The sequence below is a fragment of the Blastopirellula marina genome (assembly GCF_002967715.1).
In the GTDB taxonomy this organism is placed as follows: domain Bacteria; phylum Planctomycetota; class Planctomycetia; order Pirellulales; family Pirellulaceae; genus Bremerella; species Bremerella marina_B.
Window position 1 is genome coordinate 64,452 of sequence record NZ_PUIA01000035.1, and the last position, 16,937, is coordinate 81,388.

Genomic DNA, 16,937 nt, shown 5'->3' on the forward strand with positions numbered 1-16,937 from the left:
CGATTTGATTCTTGTTATTCAGCTGCCCGAACCATGGTGAACGTATCGATACTGGGGAGCAGCTCGCCGTCGACCTGGCGACCAATCGACTTGAATTCGATCGTATTTTCATCCATCAAGTCGTAAATGTTGGTCGACGATGCGCGACGTCCGTCAGGCAGCACATTCAGTGCCTGAACCGTCCAACGATTTCCTTGATTCGACCATCGCCCGGTACCGAAACCGCCATCAGAATCGAACGTCCACGAGCGGATCGCGCCGGCGCTGGGGTCCCAGCCAACGACCTGCGTTCCCTCGAAGTCGACCTGGTCCTGAATGAATACACGGAACGTTCGGACTATGAAGTTATTATTCGTTGTCCAGCGACCGGTTGTTTCGACGGTAATGCCCTCCTCTGAGTTGTCCACCCACGTTCCAATCATCCATTCAAGAGCCTGAAGTTGCTCGTAGTGTGTCGGAGCAGGCTGCGCCGCTTCCTCTTCTTTAACGGTATCGATTCGCCAACCGTCAGCAGTCTTCACGTGGATGGCCTCGTAGGTTGTCTCGTTGGGTCCCTGCCCTTCGAGAATCACTCGGGCAACCCCTGTTTCAGAAGCGACATGAGGCGAGAGCATCTTGATTTGGGTATCCACCAGTTCTAACTTCGCACCTGAGTTCTCCTTGAAGTACGTTGCGAAGTCATCCTCCAGAGCCTGACGTCCTTTCAGGACATCGCCGCCGGGTGTGACATATTCACCATTTTCAGTCCAATGGGCGGCTAAGGCTTTGGCATCTCCCTTGTTAAACGCGGCAGCATAGGAGTCGACGGCAGCCAAGATTTCTGCTTCGTCCTTGGTAAGTACCAACTCAATCTCGACGACCGCACCTCCCACATCTGGGGCATCTTCAGCGGAAGCTGGGGCCGCATCTTCTTGTACCTTTTTTCCGTTTTCCGTGTTAGCAGGAGCGGCCGGATTGGCATCCTGAGACCAACTTGACCCGCAAAGCAGCAGAGCCACGGCAAGACCCGCAAATAGTCGTTTCATGTTGTACCTAGCCAATGCAAAGTAAGAGCAATGCTGTCAAAGTCACGGCAATGGGATGTCATAGATGGCTTCGAACAGCGAAATCCATGTACTCATCTATCAACATAGCGGTCCCACCAACAGAAAGCCACAAATCGAGGACTATTCCCCAACTTTTCACCTCATCAAAGTTGGGTGATGGACGGTACTCTCGGCAGACGTATCGCCAGAGGTTTAAAATCACGATATCGCGCCATTATTTGGCGTCAGATTTGAAATTGGGGGCTGAAAGAGATTGCTATGGAATCGACCTCACCTACATCCCCGCAAGCGTCGGGAATTTCCCCGGAATTCGCTCAACACCTGATTGCCAGTCAGAGTGCGCTGTACGCCTTTATTGCTTCCTTAATGGGGGGTGTTTCGGAAGCGAATGACGTACTTCAAGAAACCAATCTCAAACTTTGCAACAAGGCAAGCGAATACGATCCAGCGCAGCCGTTTCTCCGCTGGGCATATGTCTTTGCACGCTTCGAGGTCATGGCCTGGCGCAAAAAGCAGTCTCGCTCGCGAATTGTCTTGGATGATGAACTGGTTGCCCTGATTGCTTCCGACTGGGATGGCACCGCCGGCGACTCAACTCAGCAAATTACCGCGCTCGAAGGATGCCTTGACAAACTACCCCAGCAACAACGAGACCTACTCGACGCTCGCTACGGACGAGGAGAAGCGGTGCAGGATATCGCTGCCCGTCAATGCCGTACCGAGAATGCGATGTCGGCGTTGTTTTATCGCGTCCGCAAGACCCTGGCAGACTGCATTGAATTGGCCCTTCGTCAGGAGGCCTACGAATGAACAATCAAAGCAGGTTCGTCACCCTCTGCAACGCGGTTCTGGAAGGTCAGGCAAATGAAGCCGAGCTTGCCGAATTCCAAACGGCTCTCCGAGACGATCCCCAGTGTCGTCAGGCCTACCGCGATCAAATGAAGATCCATGCCTATCTGACCTGGCAACATGGTCGTGCAGCGGTCGATGAGTCGCTGGTTATTTCCACAAAACCAGAAACACCTTCTTCAATTTCGCGATGGAACTTCTCGGCCCTGGGTTTAGCTCTCTCGCTTCTTATACTCGCAGTCGGGCTTACCGGGTGGTGGCTATCGTCAGCAAATGGAATTCCCCTAGTGGTAATTTCGGCAACCGACCTGGAACTGGCCAAAGGAAGCCGCATCTACCGACGGCAAATTGATATTCCCCAAGGCTCTTTGAAGTTTCGGCTCGATTCAGGGGCAGAGATCGAGGCGATTGGTCCCGTTCAGTTCGAGCTTGTCAGCGACATGCTGCTGCGCGTCACGCATGGTAGTGTCACGGTTGACGTGGGGGATGACGCGATCGGATTTCAAGTGGAAACCGCCGAGGCTCAGATCATTGATCTGGGAACACGATTTGGTGTTTCCGTTCGCGATACCGGCGAGACCGATGTCGTGGTCTTTGAAGGGGCTGTCGACGTTCACACACCTCCCCGGCAATCGAAACCATCCCAGGCAATTGCCAATCTTAAAGAAGGGGAAGCGATTCGCGTTGATAAAGGAAAAGGTTCGAAACGATTGACGAGCGTAGTCGTTCGCGGTGAACGCGACGAGGTTCTCGCTGGCAACAAGGATCCGACACCGGTGATCACTGACATCAACGACAATGGAAAACATCATCGCAAGAATCGCTGCTATAGCGTACGTGTCGGTGGTTTAGGACCACCGACCAAAAGCTATGTCGGACTGGGGCTCCCAAAGTGGCGACCGCTGAAGGGAGAGCGTTTTCCGGAAACGATGCGTGGTGCCGATGTCGTGTTGATGTATTCGCAGGACCGATTCTATCCGAACCTCGAATATTACGTGAACATTTCCGTACCCAGTCGCCTGTTTGTCTGGCACGATTCACGATTGGAGCCTCCCGATTGGCTGTCCAATGATTTTGAAAAGACCGACGTAAAACTGCGAAGCGGTCCCTGGCCTCCTTCCAACGATATCATTTCCTCGATCGAGGTGTCGGATGGAGAAGACATTTACGTTGAATACGAAGTCTGGCAGCGCGATGTCTCTGCAGGCACCGTTACGCTGGGAGGGAATCACAACCGGTCGACCAGCACGCGTTACGCCATGTACGGCATCGCCGCCAAAGCTTTGGAGCAGTAATTCTCCAAGAACCAAGTCAGATAATCAAATGAGTAGCTGTAGGTCACTACGCCTGAAAGTTCATCTTCCCATACTCCTTTTCGGCCACCTGGCAAAGAGAATACTCCCGATGAAAGCTCTTCTTGGAACCTGCTGTATCGCCGCTACCTTTCTTCTGGCCTTGTGCCTATTTGCAAGCGACGTATTGGCTGCCAGCAAGGACCCTGCGAAACCGAACGTCATCATCCTTTTCTCAGATGATGCCGGGTACAACGAGTTCTCGATGCACGGAGCTGAACTCTTTCCAACGCCCCGCATCAACTCGATCGCCGCTAATGGCGTTCGCTTCACCAACGGCTACGTTTCCGGGACCGTCTGCAGTCCATCCCGTGCTGGTCTGCTAACGGGTCGGTATCAGAATCGCTTCGGACACGAGTTCAACATCCCCCCGGCATATAGCGAAACAAATGGCCTGCCGTTGGAAGAAACGACCATTGCCGACGTGATGAAGCAAGCAGGCTACCAGACCATTGCCCTTGGTAAATGGCACCTGGGATATGCTCCCAAGTTCCATCCCATGGAGCGTGGCTTCACGGATTTCTATGGCTTTCTGCAAGGGTCACGAAGCTACTTCCCTCTCGATAAACCGAATCGCCTGAATCAACTTCTGCGAGATCGCGAACCAGTGACACCGGAAAGCTTCGAGTACATGACCGATGAACTGGCACTTGCTGCGGCCGATTACATCGCCCAAAGCGAAGACCGCCCCTTCTTCATGTACGTTGCCTTCAATGCGATCCATACGCCAAATCACGTCTTACAGGCCGACCTCGACTCGCTGGGAGGAGATAGCCGCCAGGCCAAGCACCGCGCCATGACGATCGCCCTCGACCGCGCCGTGGGGACCGTACTGGATGCCATCGAGCAGCAAGAGATCAAGGATAACACGATCGTTATCTTCCTGAACGATAACGGTGGCGCGACTGGGCACGACAATACACCTTTGCGAGGCAAAAAAGGTTCGGCCTGGGAAGGTGGGATTCGCGTGCCTTTCGTCATGCAGTGGCCAGGCAAGATCGCTGCAGGGAAGGTTGTCGACGAGGCCGTTATCGCCCTAGACATCTTCCCGACCGCCATGAGTGCCGCTGGCGTTTCCCAGTCGCCAGGACTCCCCTTAGATGGCACCGACCTGATGCCCTTTCTGACCGGCAAGACCCCAACCCCACCGCATAAGACCTTATTCTGGAAGAGCGGAGCTAACTGGGCGGTTCGCGATGGCAATCTGAAATTGGTGGTGGCCACGGGCGGATCGGGCGAGCCAGAACTGTATGACCTGAGCCAAGACGCCGAGGAGAAGGTCAATATCGCGACTCAACACCCAGAGCAGGTCAAGAAGATGGAAACGATGTACATGGAGTGGAAGAAGGATTTCCCCACCCCTACGTGGGGAGGTGGCAGAGCGAAAATGTAATTGCCCATAGAGCCTGTGGCCATTTAACCGCAAGCTCGACCGAAGATGAATCACCAGCGAGTGCGAACAGCCTTCCCAGTTCGCACTCGCCTTCTTGTCAATCACCGTAAACTCTTACACCACAGCGGGTTTCACAAAGACGCATCGCTCCCTCAAGTCCCATAACCCGCGTCTACGGCGTGCCGAGGAAATCGGCAATTCTTGTCTACCAACCGATTTCCCAAGGGGAATTTGGGACGCCACGGTAGAATACTTAATGCGATAGAACCTTCCCGCATTGGTCTTCTCCCTCCACATCATGGTCGAGCCAACCTCCTCGCATCGAGATCCGACTCCTTTCGTTGAATTGATTGTGAAATTCGAAAGGCCCTTGATGCGTTATATCCGGTCTTTGGTCCCTCGGCTGGATGACGCGGAAGAAGTTTGGCAAGCCACGGCCATCGTCTTGTGGGAGAAGTTCGACGAGTTTGATCACGAGCGAGAATTCCTTCCCTGGGCCCAGAAATTCGCCTACTTCGAGTCCTTGAAACAGAGACGCAAAGTTGCCCGCGATCGGATGGTGTTCTCGGAAAGTGCGATGCAGGCCATTGCGGACACGCACCAGGCCTCGCAGGAACATTTAGACCGCCGAAGTCGTGCCTTGAAGACTTGCATGGAAGCCCTGGAAGGAAAAGATCTGGCGTTGCTCAGGTCTCGCTACGACTCTGAGATCACCATCGGGGAACTTGCCAGCCAGTTAGAAACGACTGCCAAGACCTTGTACCGTCGTTTAGACCGAATACGTGACAAGCTGGCCCAATGCGTTCGTCGACGTGTGGCCTTGGCCGAAGAATAATAGTCGAAAGCTCCATGTCTCAACAGACAACACCCCAACTCGAACGCGAAGCACGCTTGGCCATCGACCGCCTGGTTGATGGTCAGATATCGCCCGAAGAATTCGCGAGACTGGAACAACGCTTGCTGACGGACCAGTCGTTTCGCCTGGCTTACGTCGAGCAATCCGACATGCAGTCGGAACTGGAGCATCACCTGCGGTCGTTTCCGCCACTGACCATTAATACCGACCATGCGGAATCATCATCGTGGGGCCTCCCTTTCGCCATTGCCCTTTCGGTTCTGATCTTACTCGGCTTTGCCAATCTGTTCTTTATCAACTCATGGAAATCGGCCTTCTTTGGCGAGCCGATGCTCGACTTTGCCGAATCGCAGCTCATCGGCCAGGGGCCGGTAGCGATGGTGATCCGTCGCAGTGAGGAAGCAAGTGCCGGTTCGCCACTGCAAATCGGCGATCGTCTGAAACCTGGGGCCCTACGTTTGAATCGTGGCGACCTGCAACTCGAGTTCCTCTCAGGCGTGCGTGTTCAACTGACAGGCCCTGCCGAGATGCACCTACTTACCGAACACCAGGCCACGCTACTTAGTGGCCAGGCCGGTGTGGTTACTCCGCCTGACTCCGATTCGTTCTCGCTCAACGGTCCAGTATCGGCCGTGGTAAACGGTTCAAGCGAATTCGTTCTTCACGTCGAAGGCCCCGGTCGTGGTGAAGTCGATGTCTTCCAAGGCGAGGTAATGACCTCTTTGTTAGGTCCGTCAGGCGATACGCTTTTGAACGAAATGGTCACGTCGAACCACCGTGCGTTGTTCGCTGACGGAGAACTGACGGTCTCGTCGAAGACGTTTGACCAATCACAACGCATCGACACAATCCCAGTCGACAACCTCTATTTGAATCCAACCGATCAGTACGCCGAAGCGGTGAAAGCGGATGCCCCGCTCGTCTATTGGCGTTTTGAAGATGGAGATGTCATCGGCAACCAAATCGTGAATCACATGGGAGATCATCACCATGGCGAAATCCACTCGGCCGAAGATGGTTCCATTGAAATCAGCCGCGGTAGGATTCGCTTTGCCAAAAGCCCGCAAGGGCGACATGTTGGCCTGAGTGAACCGATTGAAGGCATCAACCGCCGCGCGTTTTCCATCGAATTCTGGGTTCGCACCGACCGAATGCACTGGGGCACTTTCTTGGGGCTACTGCCTGTGACGCAGGCCGACCCTGAAAAAGAGAGTCACTTGTGTGTCCTTGAATATGCCAACCAGACCAACGTCGTTCATCGTCCGGCGACGATTCGGATGCTGTATCGCTATCCGCCAACTACCTACGATGGCGGAAAGAATATATTCAGCCCCAACTCGTGTACACCTGGCATCTGGACCCACATTGTCGCAGTGAAGACCCCCGAAGCGATTCGCCTGTATTGCGACGGCCAGTTACAGGTCAACCTGGATGATCTCGACTTTGATGATTCCTCTCCTTATACCGTCGTGCTGGGGCAACTCGATTCCGTGCGTTCCATGCGGCAACTCGAAGGGCAACTCGACGAAGTTGCCATTTACGAGAAAGCTTTGACGGAAGAACAAATCCGTCGCCATTATGAGATTATCGCCGGCCCGCCTAAGACTTGATCGTTACCTTATTCACAGACACCCCACCATGTCGATGATTCCTATCCGCACGATTGCACTTCTAACTGCCATCTCACTGGTAATGCACGGTCATCTCGCGTTCGCTGATAAGCCGTTGGATTACAATCGTGATGTCCGGCCCATCCTTTCCGAAAACTGCTTCTACTGCCATGGGCCGGATCCAGAACATCGCGAGGCTGATCTGCGTTTCGACGAAGAAGAGTCCGCCAAGGATTATGCGATTGTCCCAGGCGACTTGGAATCAAGCGAGTTCTATCAGCGGATCATTGCCGATGCAGATACACGCATGCCGCCGGTTGAGTCCGGCAAGAAACTTTCGGCCAAGGATATTGCCACGCTGAAGCGTTGGATCGAGCAGGGAGCTCAGTACGACAAGCATTGGGCTTACGTTCCGCCGAAGTCTCATCCAGTCCCAGACGTTCAACACAAGGACTGGCCCAAGAGTGATATCGATCGCTTTCTATTGGCCAAGATAGAAACGGAAGGGCTGAAGCCGTCTCCTGAAGCAGACAAAGTGACACTGCTTCGGCGGGTAACGTTCGACTTGACCGGCCTTCCTCCTACCGTGGAAGAACTGCAAGCCTACCAGAACGATCAATCGCCCGACGCGTTTGAAAAGGTCGTCGATCGCCTGCTGGCCTCTGATCGCTTTGGAGAACGCATGGCGATCTACTGGCTAGACCTGGTTCGTTTTGCGGACACGGTCGGCTATCACGGTGATCAAGATCACAACATTTCCCCCTATCGCGACTATGTCCTCGATGCTTTCAACGCCAACCTTCCGTTCGATCAATTCACGCGTGAACAACTGGCAGGCGACCTGTTACCCGATAGCACCGTCGACCAGAAGATAGCCTCCGGCTACAACCGCCTTCTGCAAACGACCCATGAAGGGGGCCTGCAGGAAAAGGAGTACCTGGCAATCTACGCGGCCGATCGGGTTCGCAACGTATCGCAAGTTTGGATGGGAGCGACGGTCGGATGTGCCCAGTGCCATACGCACAAATACGATCCCTACACGATCGACGACTTCTATCGCCTGGCAGCGTTCTTCGCGGACGTCGACGAAGCCCAGCACTTCAAGGTTGGCACGAATGCCCTTCCCACCAAGCGGCCACCTGAAATCAAAGTGCTTTCTCAGCGAGAACGCGTCAAGCTGGCCGAACTCCAAACGGTACTAGCAGAAGTCCCCAGCGACAATCAGGCAGAATCGCAGCGTCTACAAAAGCAAATTGACGAGCTCAACAAGTCGGCCCGTTTGACAATGATCACCCAGTCGATCAAACCACGTCCAATGCGTGTGCTGCCGCGAGGAAACTGGCTGGATGAAAGCGGCGTGATTGTCACACCGGCAATCCCCACTTTCCTGGGTAACATCGATGCCACTCAGGATCGAGCCACCCGGCTTGATCTGGCTAATTGGCTCACCGATCCGCAGCACGGTTCCGGCGGACTCACCGCGCGAGTCTTTGCGAATCGGTTGTGGTACTTGTTCTATGGCGTGGGTCTCTCGGCAAGCCTCGGAGACTTCGGCGGCCAGGGTGAACCCCCAGTCCATCCCGAGTTGCTCGATTATCTTGCCATCGACTTCTACCAGAACGGCTGGGATGTTAAACGACTGGTCAAAACGATGATCATGACATCCGCCTACCAGCAGTCGTCGTTCGCTAGCGAGGCAACACGCGAGCAAGATCCGTACAATCGCTTTTATAGCCATCAAACTAGACATCGCTTGCCAGCCGAAATGATTCGCGACAATGCCCTGGCCGTCAGTGGTCTGCTGAACCTGGAATATGGCGGACCGAGCGTTAAGCCTTATCAGCCTGCTGGCTACTACCGCCACTTGAACTTCCCCCAGCGGAAGTACCAAGAGGACAAAAATCAGCAGCAGTGGCGTCGCGGTGTTTACGTCCATTGGCAGCGTCAATTCCTACACCCCAGCCTGAAGGCCTTTGATGCTCCGAGCCGCGAAGAGTGCACCGTCGAGCGAGCGCGCTCGAACACTCCTTTGGCAGCCCTGGCGTTACTGAACGATCCGACTTACATCGAAGCTGCCAGAGAGTTCGCCACCCGTATCCTTTCCAGCGAAGCAGCCGACGACAACGTACGCCTGAATCGTGCCTATATGCTGGCACTTTCCCGCGAACCTGACTCTAACGAAAAGGAAGTTCTTGGCCAGATTCTAAACGAGAACCGAGAGATCTATCGCCAAGACACCGACTCTGCCGCGAAGCTGCTTGAGATCGGCCTCAAGCCGTCGGACGATGCCATTGAAGTCGCCGAACTGGCTGCCTGGACTCAGGTAGCCCGCGTGATCTTCAACCTCGATGAATTCATTACCCGTAACTAAGCATCCGAGTTAGTCATGCCTGAATTTCACCCAATGCAACTGAATCGCCGCACGTTCCTTTCCCGAACGGGTGTTGGCCTGGGCTCGGCCGCTTTGAGTTCATTGCTTGCCCGCGATGGTTTCTCGGCAACCAAAAGCGATGGAGGTGTGGCAGGTCAGCCTGGCTTGCCGAATCTTCCCCAGAAGGTCAAGCGAGTCATCTTTCTTTGCATGGCCGGTGGTCCTTCGCACCTGGAAACGTTCGATTACAGACCGAAACTGGCAGAAATGGATGGCAAGCCATTTCCGACTTCTTATACCGAAGGCCAGCCAATCGCGCAGCTGCAAGGCAAGGAACTGAAGTGCCTCGGCTCAATTGCCAAGTTCAACAAACATGGCGTTAATGGCCAGGAAATCAGTGAGTACTTGCCGTGGCATGCCAAGATGGCTGACGACATCTGTATCGTGCGTTCGATGGTCACCGAGCAGATCAACCATGACCCGGCCCACACGTTCATGAACACAGGCACGGCCATCAGTGGTCGTCCTTCAATGGGTGCCTGGGTCAACTATGGCATCGGCTGCGAGACGGACGAATTGCCTGGGTTTGTCGTCATGAGCAGTGTAGGGGGGCGAAATCCCCAACCGATTGCATCGCGGCAATGGGCCAGTGGCTTCCTGCCCAGTCGCTATCAGGGAGTCGAATTCAGTTCGACAGGCGATCCGGTCTACTACGTTCGCAATCCTAATGGGGTCAATAGTTCACAGCAGCGTCATTTGGTCGATGCGATCAGCCAACTGAATCGCCAAAACCAGTCGACCGCTGGCGACCCTGAAATCTCCAGTCGAATTGCCGCGTACGAAATGGCTTTCCGTATGCAGATGTCGGTCCCGGAATTGACCGACATGTCGGACGAGCCTCAACATATTCTGGATATGTACGGGGCCAAACCGGGAGATGGTTCGTTTGCGTCGAACTGCTTGCTCGCTCGCCGACTGGCCGAACGGGGCGTACGATTTATCCACCTCTATCACCGCGGCTGGGATCACCATGGCGGCTTGAGCAAGTACATGGATATTTGCTCCGGCCTTACCGACAAGCCTACTTATGCGTTGCTGACCGATCTCAAGCAACGGGGCATGCTGAAAGATACGCTCATCGTTTGGGGCGGTGAATTCGGCCGGACACCCATGTCGCAAACCGGCAAGGGAGACATCGGTCGCGACCACCACATCAAAGGCTTCAGCATGTGGCTGGCCGGTGGGCCAATCAAAGGGGGAACCACCTACGGTTCTACTGACGACCTGGGGTACCATGCCGTTGAGAATGTCGTCCATGTACGCGACCTGCACGCGACCATGCTCCATCTGCTGGGCATCGATCACGAGCACTTCAGCGTCAAGTTTCAGGGTCTCGACATGCGTTTAACCGGCGTCGAACCAGCCCGGGTTGTCAAAGACATCATCGCGTAACGACCAACGGCAACATTAGGCCGTTGGTACGTTTCCAGAAACAGCAATCTCATCGAGCAACTGCTTCAGTCGCTCTGGCTGGATAGGCTTCGATAGATAGTCGTCCATGCCTGCGGCCAGACAATTCTCTCGTGCGCCTTCCAGGGCATGGGCGGTCATCGCAACGATCGGCGTCCGTTGACCGTTCTCTTGTTCCCATTGTCGGATTGCATCGGTGGCCTGGTTCCCGTCCATCTCGGGCATCTCGAGGTCCATCAGCACCAAGTCAAACTTACCTCGCTGGTAACATTCCAATGCCTCGCGTCCGGTGCTGGCGACCTCGCACGTGTGGCCAAACACTTCCAGAATGCCCGAAGCAACCTCCTGGTTCACAGGCGCATCGTCAGCCAACAGAATGTGCAGCGAGCGTTCTCCCTTCGGGTGATCTAGCAGCTCAATATCCTCAGAATCTGCACACCCAAGGCCTGCCGACTTGATGGCATCCACCAACTCATTCGCGGAAACTGGCTTGGCAATGGTGACCATGCTGCAGTGATCGATTTCCGCAGGCACACCAGTTGGCGGAATGAGCACAACATGGGGTACCTTGAACAGATCCGCCGAACCAGGCTTCGTAAACCATGGCTCCAGGTGGTCTGAATTCGTCCCCCAGTCGAGAACCAGTACGGTATCGTCAGACGTGCCCATCTGGTTCGCTGCTTGAACATGTCGCAAAGCCTGATCGAGGGTAACACGCTCCCAATTGGCTCCAGCGTGCTCTAAGATCTCTTGATAAAGACCGTGCGAAGTTGGGTGCTCGGAAACGAGCAGAACTCGCTGGCTGTCCAATGGATTGCTGGACATTTCGGCCTCAGCCGAAATCGATTTCAACGGAATCGCAACGTGGAAAGTACTTCCATGTCCCAGTTTACTTTCCACCCACAGCTTGCCTTCCATCAGGGCCACAATCTGTGACGAGATGGCAAGCCCCAGGCCTGTTCCACCGTAACGGCGTGTCGTCGAACTGTCACTTTGCTCGAATGACTCGAAGATGGTCGCCAGCTTATCCTCGGGAATCCCCGGCCCCGTATCTCGCACAGCAATGTGAAGCTGTGGGCCGTCTTCTTCTGACTCGACTGTGCAATCGATAAACACTTCCCCATGATCGGTGAACTTTATCGCATTACCCACCAGGTTCATGATGACCTGACGAAGTCGGCACGGATCCCCTTCCACGGTCTCAGGCACACTCGGCGCGATGCGATAAAGCAGTTCCAATCCCTTCTTGGCGGCGTTGACGGCCAATGGCCGCACTGACGATGTCATCACGCCTTGTGGCTGCATCGGAATTGCTTCCAAGTGCATTTTGCCTGCTTCGATCTTCGAGATATCCAGGATATCGTTAAGCAAGCTGAGCAAAGCGTCGCCCGATTGGTTGATCACCGTCAGACAGTTGCGCTGCTGGGAGGTAAGCTGGGTCCGCAAGGCCAGCTCGGTCATGCCAAGAATGCCGTTGAGCGGCGTACGAATCTCGTGACTCATGGTGGCCAGGAATCGACTCTTCGCATCATTGGCCGTCTCGGCGGCAACCTTCGCGACACGCAACTGTTCTTCGGTCAGACGTAGTTCCTTAGCGGTTCGCTCCAATTGCAGGTTCGATCGAGCCAACTCTGCCGCTCTCGTCTCAGCGGCCGCCGTTCGTTCGGCAACACGCTGTTCGAGCGTAGTGTTCAAGTTGGTCAGTTCCATGAACCCTTGAGCATTTTCCAACGCAGCACCAGCGATGGTTCCGACAAAGTCTGCCAAGCGTTCTTCATCGGTGCCGAACAAACCAACGACCTGCGAATGAGTAACGCAAACACACGCCGAAAGACGATTTCGCACGAAAATTGGAATGTAAATCGCAGAACGCGGGTTCGTCGTGTCGCGGTGTAAGTCACCTTCATTGCTCGTTTCGATGAACGTCATCGCCCTGCCAGCTTCGGTGGCACGCTGCAGGTTCGTTCTATCGAACGGAACGTCCGAAGCTCCGAGCACGAGTGTTGGTTCCGCTAAGGCATCATCACGATCGAATTCCAATAGCAAGCTATTTTCGCCACGCAGCAAACGAGTAGCCCCGAGCGAAGCTTCCTCATAAATTCGATCTGTCGAAAGTGCGGAGGCTATGCGACGTCCGACGTGCAGCACTGTATCGAATCGATCGACGAGCGATAACGTTCCCAACTGACCACCGCGAGTGTTTTCTGCTTCCTGCTCTATGGTCAGTTCATCAAACAGCCGTTGCGATTCACGTTCGTCGTGGACCGCGTCTGTCCAGCCAGCTGACTGCCCGACCTGACCTCGGTGCTGTAGCGTCAGTGCTTGTTCGTAAATGGCTCCTAGCTGTTTCGCGACCGCAAACGACTTATCGAACAGTCGGCGTGATTGGCGATAGTTTCCTCGCATAGCCGAAATGATTGCGCGTTCGCGGATCGCTCTCGGTAGATCATTGGGACACACCTTCGCAGCGGCAATTGCCCGCAGTGCGATCTGCTCTGCCTTGGCAATTCGTTCGCTACGCAGCGCTGGTGCATGAGGCACGGTTGATTCCGCTTGCATGCGAATCGCCGTCGCCAGCCAGGGCAGGGCAGGGGCCGTGTAGGCATTCTGAATGCCTGCCGAGTTGGCCGTGTTAACGGCTTGCTCAAGCGCCGCAATGGCCGACTCGATTTTCCCCTGGTGAAGGTCGCGGATACCGACCGCGATATAGAGCTGAGTTCTTCCTTGGGCATCGTGACGCGTCCGAGCAAGTTCTGCCTCGAAAAGCGAGTCAGGGATGTTGCCCAACGTTGCTCTGGCCCACACGTCGAGAATAATTCCCGACGCTTGCTCGTCACCAAGTTCCACGCCGGACCGATGATTGTTCTTCGCCTCGGCAATCGCTTCGCGGAAATTACCTAGGTGATACAGCGACGCTGCCACCTGATACCGTGCAATATGAACCTGCCAGTAGTCGCCGGTACGCTCCAGCAGTTGAATCGCTTCGCGTCCCTTTTCGATGCATTCTCGGTACTGACCTGCTGCATAAAGCGAACAACTATAATAGTTTAGTGACTGTCCTTGCCCCCAGACATCGTCGAATTCCTTCCGCAATTTCAGCGACCGTTGGGCATAGTCAATCGCTCGCTTGAATAACGGAATCAGACACGCAACCGGCGCGTGCAACGAGTAAGCACTTGCCAGTTCAGGGCTTGGCAAGAATTCTTCCGCATAGTTCAGCCCGCGCAAGTGAGCGGATAGGCATTCCAGTTTACTTCGACAGTACCAACAGCCGTGCGCCAACAAGGCGAAAAGTTGAATTGCCAGACGCTCCGAGTCATTCGGCGGTCGCCGCTTTCGTTGGAGCAACATTTTTGGGAAGCAGGAATGCAGGACCTGCTTGCACGCTTCCCACATGAGCAGAATCGTTCCCAGGACTTTATTTCTGGGGACCATGCATCCTAAGCTTCGCAGGGCTGTTTCAAAGCCTTTGGTGGCGGCTTCCATATCGCCGCGTTTGAACGACAGCTCGGCCAGTTTGCTCTGAATCTTGGCGCGATCGAGATCTCCTTCGGCAAGCTCGGCGGCAAGCTCAAACTGTGGTGCGGCTTCCGGGTATTGTCCCCGAAGCATCAGGGCATCACCAAGTCCTTCGGCAATCCGGAAGCGAATGGATTTAGGTTGGTTCTCCGCCCCCTTCTGCGCGATCCGATATTGCCGTTCGGCAACTTCCAACGAAAACTGACTGCGTGCCTGTTCTGCGGCCTGCAAGGCATACCCCAGGGCAGTTTCCGAGGCACCTGCTTCATCCAGGTGGTAAGCAATTTCGGAAACGCGTGAAGGGCTGTGTTCCTGTAGATGCAAAGCTGCCCGGAGGTGTAACTGTTTCTGTTCATTCGGATCGAGTCGATCCAACAACGAACTACGAATCTTATCGTGCACGAACACGAACTGGCCACCATCCGCACGCTCCCAGATCAGGTTACGATCTTTGGCGTGTAGCAACGCTCCCACTGCCGCCGGTACGGTTAATCGAGCTAAAGACGCTGCGGTATCCAGGCTGAATTCTTTTCCCACCAGGGCCCCGACCGACAGCAATTCGATCGTTTCCTCGGGAAGCATCTCGATTCGATGAGCAAGGAACGATGCCGCTTCTTGCGAAGACTGGATATCGCGGATCGCTCTTTCGTCGACCTGCCAGGCACCATCTTCCGCAACCAACGCTCCCGATTCGACCAGGCCACGCAATACGGCCGAGGCCATAAAGGGACTACCGCTGGCCAATCGTGTAACAACCTCCACCGCTTCCGGTGGTAGCGAACCGGCCATCGACTCGGCCAGCTGCCGAATCTCGTCCTTTCGCAAGGTCAAAAGGCAAATTTGTTGGCATCTGGGGATCGAGCGTAACGCGTGATCATCGTTCACCTCTTCGCTTCGAAACGAACAGATCAGCGAGCTATGGCGTTCCTCTTGCCGCGTCTGCGTGTGCCAGCGACGAATCAAGCTGTAAGTTAACGCGTCGGCCCACTGGCAATCGTCGAGAATAATGATCGCGGGACGATCTCGACTACCTAATGCTCCGAGAAAACGGATCAATGAGTCGATCGTTCTGTTTTCACCAAATGCGGCTGGCGATTGATCGGTGATGCGCCCTGTCGGTTGCAGCACGGCTCCCAGTGATGGCAACGCAGCCACCAGAGCATCCGCCATGTCTCCCACGCGTTCTTGGACACGGCTGAGCAGCTCTCGGTCTTTCTGAGCGACCGAGAGAAAGCCGTCGACGATCCCCTCCAAGGTTCGATAGGGACGTTGACCGACATTGGTTGTCGCTTGCCCGCGTAGCACCCAATTGTTGTTGCGTCGAGCCACACGTACGGCTTCGACCAACAGGCGACTCTTCCCGAGGCCTGACTCCCCTTCGACCAAGATCACCGAGGACTTACCCTGCCGTGTTTCGCGAATGAAACTATTAAGTTGCTTCAGCTCTTCTTCTCGTCCGACGAATGTCGGTTCGGTCAGCGTACAACGGCGATCGCAGGCCCCAATCGCGACGTGTGCGCCTGAATCACCGGCGGCGAGTAGTTCCTCGATCGCAAGCAAGTCAGCGACCACGGCACTGGCCAGTTGATAGCGGTCGTGTGGATCTTTTCTCAGCAGACGTTGAACCAGTTCATCCAGATCTCGGGGAACTTCCGGGTTAATGGTCGGCAAATCAGGCACCGGTGCCGTAAGATGCTCGAACAAGATCGCCCCGGCTCCTTGCCCCTGAAACGGCAGCCGTCCAGCCAAACAGCGAAACAGCAAGATTCCCGCCGCATACAAATCGGAAGGAGGCCCCACGTCGGTATCGATCGAGCCTGCTTCTTCAGGCGACATGAACGAGACCGTTTCGCATTCTCGTTCGCCAAACAGCTGATCAGGATGGAATCGCTTGACGGTGCCAAATCCACCAAGCATCGCGCCAGCTATCACCCCCGGATCGCTACTTAGCGATCGGACAAACATATTCGAAGGCGTCACGTCGCGATGCAGGGAACCTCGCCGATGAAGCGAATCCAGAGCAGTGAAGAGATCCTTGCCAATTTGAATGGTTTCTTCCACGGAAAGCGGGCTAGTAGTCAACTTTTGACTTAGCGAAATCCCCTCGTTCCAAGGCATTACCACATAGAACTCGGTATCCGTTCGAATGAAATCGAGCACCGGAACCAACTGGGCGTTGGGATGCTCATGGCGGATTGACGCCTCGAACTCAATGCGCGCGCGGGTGCCTGAAGTGACAGACTTCAATTCGATGACTTTAATCTCGACGCCATTGCCCGTTTCTCGGTCGTTTCCCCAATACGTACGCACAAAGGGGGAATCACCGCTGGATGCATTGACCTCGTATCGCGCGAGAATCTCTTCTGGCACTTCCCATCCAACTTCGGTTGGGATGACTTTTGTTCCCGCTTCTCTTTCCACCATGGTCCTATTTCGTTCTCATCTATGGCACCGCCATGACCTTTGGCAAA

The 16,937-nt window shown here is 54.9% G+C and carries 9 protein-coding genes; 7 read left to right on the plus strand and 2 right to left on the minus strand.

Annotated features, from left to right (window positions below; genetic code table 11):
* Positions 1 to 14: 14 nt before the first annotated feature.
* Positions 15 to 1,025 carry a YybH family protein gene (locus tag C5Y96_RS10155; protein WP_105352747.1) on the minus strand — a complete coding sequence of 337 codons (1,011 nt, stop codon included), beginning with the start codon at positions 1,023 to 1,025 and terminating at the stop codon, positions 15 to 17.
* A 279-nt stretch (positions 1,026 to 1,304) separates the two neighbouring features.
* Between C5Y96_RS10155 and C5Y96_RS10160 the strand changes: the two genes are divergently transcribed.
* The 7 genes from C5Y96_RS10160 to C5Y96_RS10190 all read left to right on the plus strand — a co-directional run bounded on the left by C5Y96_RS10160 (position 1,305) and on the right by C5Y96_RS10190 (position 10,929).
* Entirely contained in the window at positions 1,305 to 1,856 is a 552-nt protein-coding gene (locus tag C5Y96_RS10160; protein WP_105352749.1) for a sigma-70 family RNA polymerase sigma factor, read from the plus strand.
* Positions 1,853 to 3,190, plus strand: a complete 1,338-nt coding sequence (locus C5Y96_RS10165) for a FecR family protein (RefSeq protein WP_105352751.1) — start codon at positions 1,853 to 1,855, stop codon at positions 3,188 to 3,190. Before C5Y96_RS10160 ends, C5Y96_RS10165 begins: the two co-directional genes overlap by 4 nt.
* Positions 3,191 to 3,299: 109 nt before the next feature.
* Entirely contained in the window at positions 3,300 to 4,640 is a 1,341-nt protein-coding gene (locus C5Y96_RS10170) for a sulfatase-like hydrolase/transferase (protein WP_158261169.1), read from the plus strand.
* A 298-nt stretch (positions 4,641 to 4,938) separates the two neighbouring features.
* Positions 4,939 to 5,475 carry a sigma-70 family RNA polymerase sigma factor gene (locus tag C5Y96_RS10175; RefSeq protein ID WP_105352755.1) on the plus strand — a complete coding sequence of 179 codons (537 nt, stop codon included), beginning with the start codon at positions 4,939 to 4,941 and terminating at the stop codon, positions 5,473 to 5,475.
* Between the two features lie 14 nt (positions 5,476 to 5,489).
* Positions 5,490 to 7,106, plus strand: a complete 1,617-nt coding sequence (locus C5Y96_RS10180; protein WP_158261171.1) for a LamG-like jellyroll fold domain-containing protein — start codon at positions 5,490 to 5,492, stop codon at positions 7,104 to 7,106.
* Positions 7,107 to 7,134: 28 nt separating this feature from the next.
* A complete protein-coding gene (locus C5Y96_RS10185) occupies positions 7,135 to 9,477 on the plus strand; it encodes a PSD1 and planctomycete cytochrome C domain-containing protein (RefSeq protein WP_105352758.1) in 2,343 nt (780 codons plus the stop codon).
* A gap of 15 nt (positions 9,478 to 9,492) precedes the next feature.
* Positions 9,493 to 10,929, plus strand: coding sequence for a DUF1501 domain-containing protein (locus C5Y96_RS10190; RefSeq protein WP_105352759.1), 1,437 nt, complete (start codon positions 9,493 to 9,495; stop codon positions 10,927 to 10,929).
* A gap of 15 nt (positions 10,930 to 10,944) precedes the next feature.
* Here C5Y96_RS10190 and C5Y96_RS10195 read toward each other — a convergent pair whose 3' ends face one another.
* Positions 10,945 to 16,890, minus strand: coding sequence for an ATP-binding protein (locus C5Y96_RS10195; protein ID WP_105352760.1), 5,946 nt, complete (start codon positions 16,888 to 16,890; stop codon positions 10,945 to 10,947).
* Between the last annotated feature and the right edge of the window lie 47 nt (positions 16,891 to 16,937).

Bases quoted from the DNA above. Each gene is read 5' to 3' on its own strand.
- C5Y96_RS10190 (WP_105352759.1), top strand. From the start codon at position 9,493: ATGCCTGAATTTCACCCAATGCAACTGAATCGCCGCACGTTCCTTTCC.
- C5Y96_RS10160 (WP_105352749.1), top strand. From the start codon at position 1,305: ATGGAATCGACCTCACCTACATCCCCGCAAGCGTCGGGAATTTCCCCG.
- C5Y96_RS10185 (WP_105352758.1), top strand. From the start codon at position 7,135: ATGTCGATGATTCCTATCCGCACGATTGCACTTCTAACTGCCATCTCA.
- C5Y96_RS10175 (WP_105352755.1), top strand. From the start codon at position 4,939: ATGGTCGAGCCAACCTCCTCGCATCGAGATCCGACTCCTTTCGTTGAA.
- C5Y96_RS10195 (WP_105352760.1), bottom strand. From the start codon at position 16,890: ATGGTGGAAAGAGAAGCGGGAACAAAAGTCATCCCAACCGAAGTTGGA.
- C5Y96_RS10170 (WP_158261169.1), top strand. From the start codon at position 3,300: ATGAAAGCTCTTCTTGGAACCTGCTGTATCGCCGCTACCTTTCTTCTG.
- C5Y96_RS10180 (WP_158261171.1), top strand. From the start codon at position 5,490: ATGTCTCAACAGACAACACCCCAACTCGAACGCGAAGCACGCTTGGCC.
- C5Y96_RS10165 (WP_105352751.1), top strand. From the start codon at position 1,853: ATGAACAATCAAAGCAGGTTCGTCACCCTCTGCAACGCGGTTCTGGAA.
- C5Y96_RS10155 (WP_105352747.1), bottom strand. From the start codon at position 1,025: ATGAAACGACTATTTGCGGGTCTTGCCGTGGCTCTGCTGCTTTGCGGG.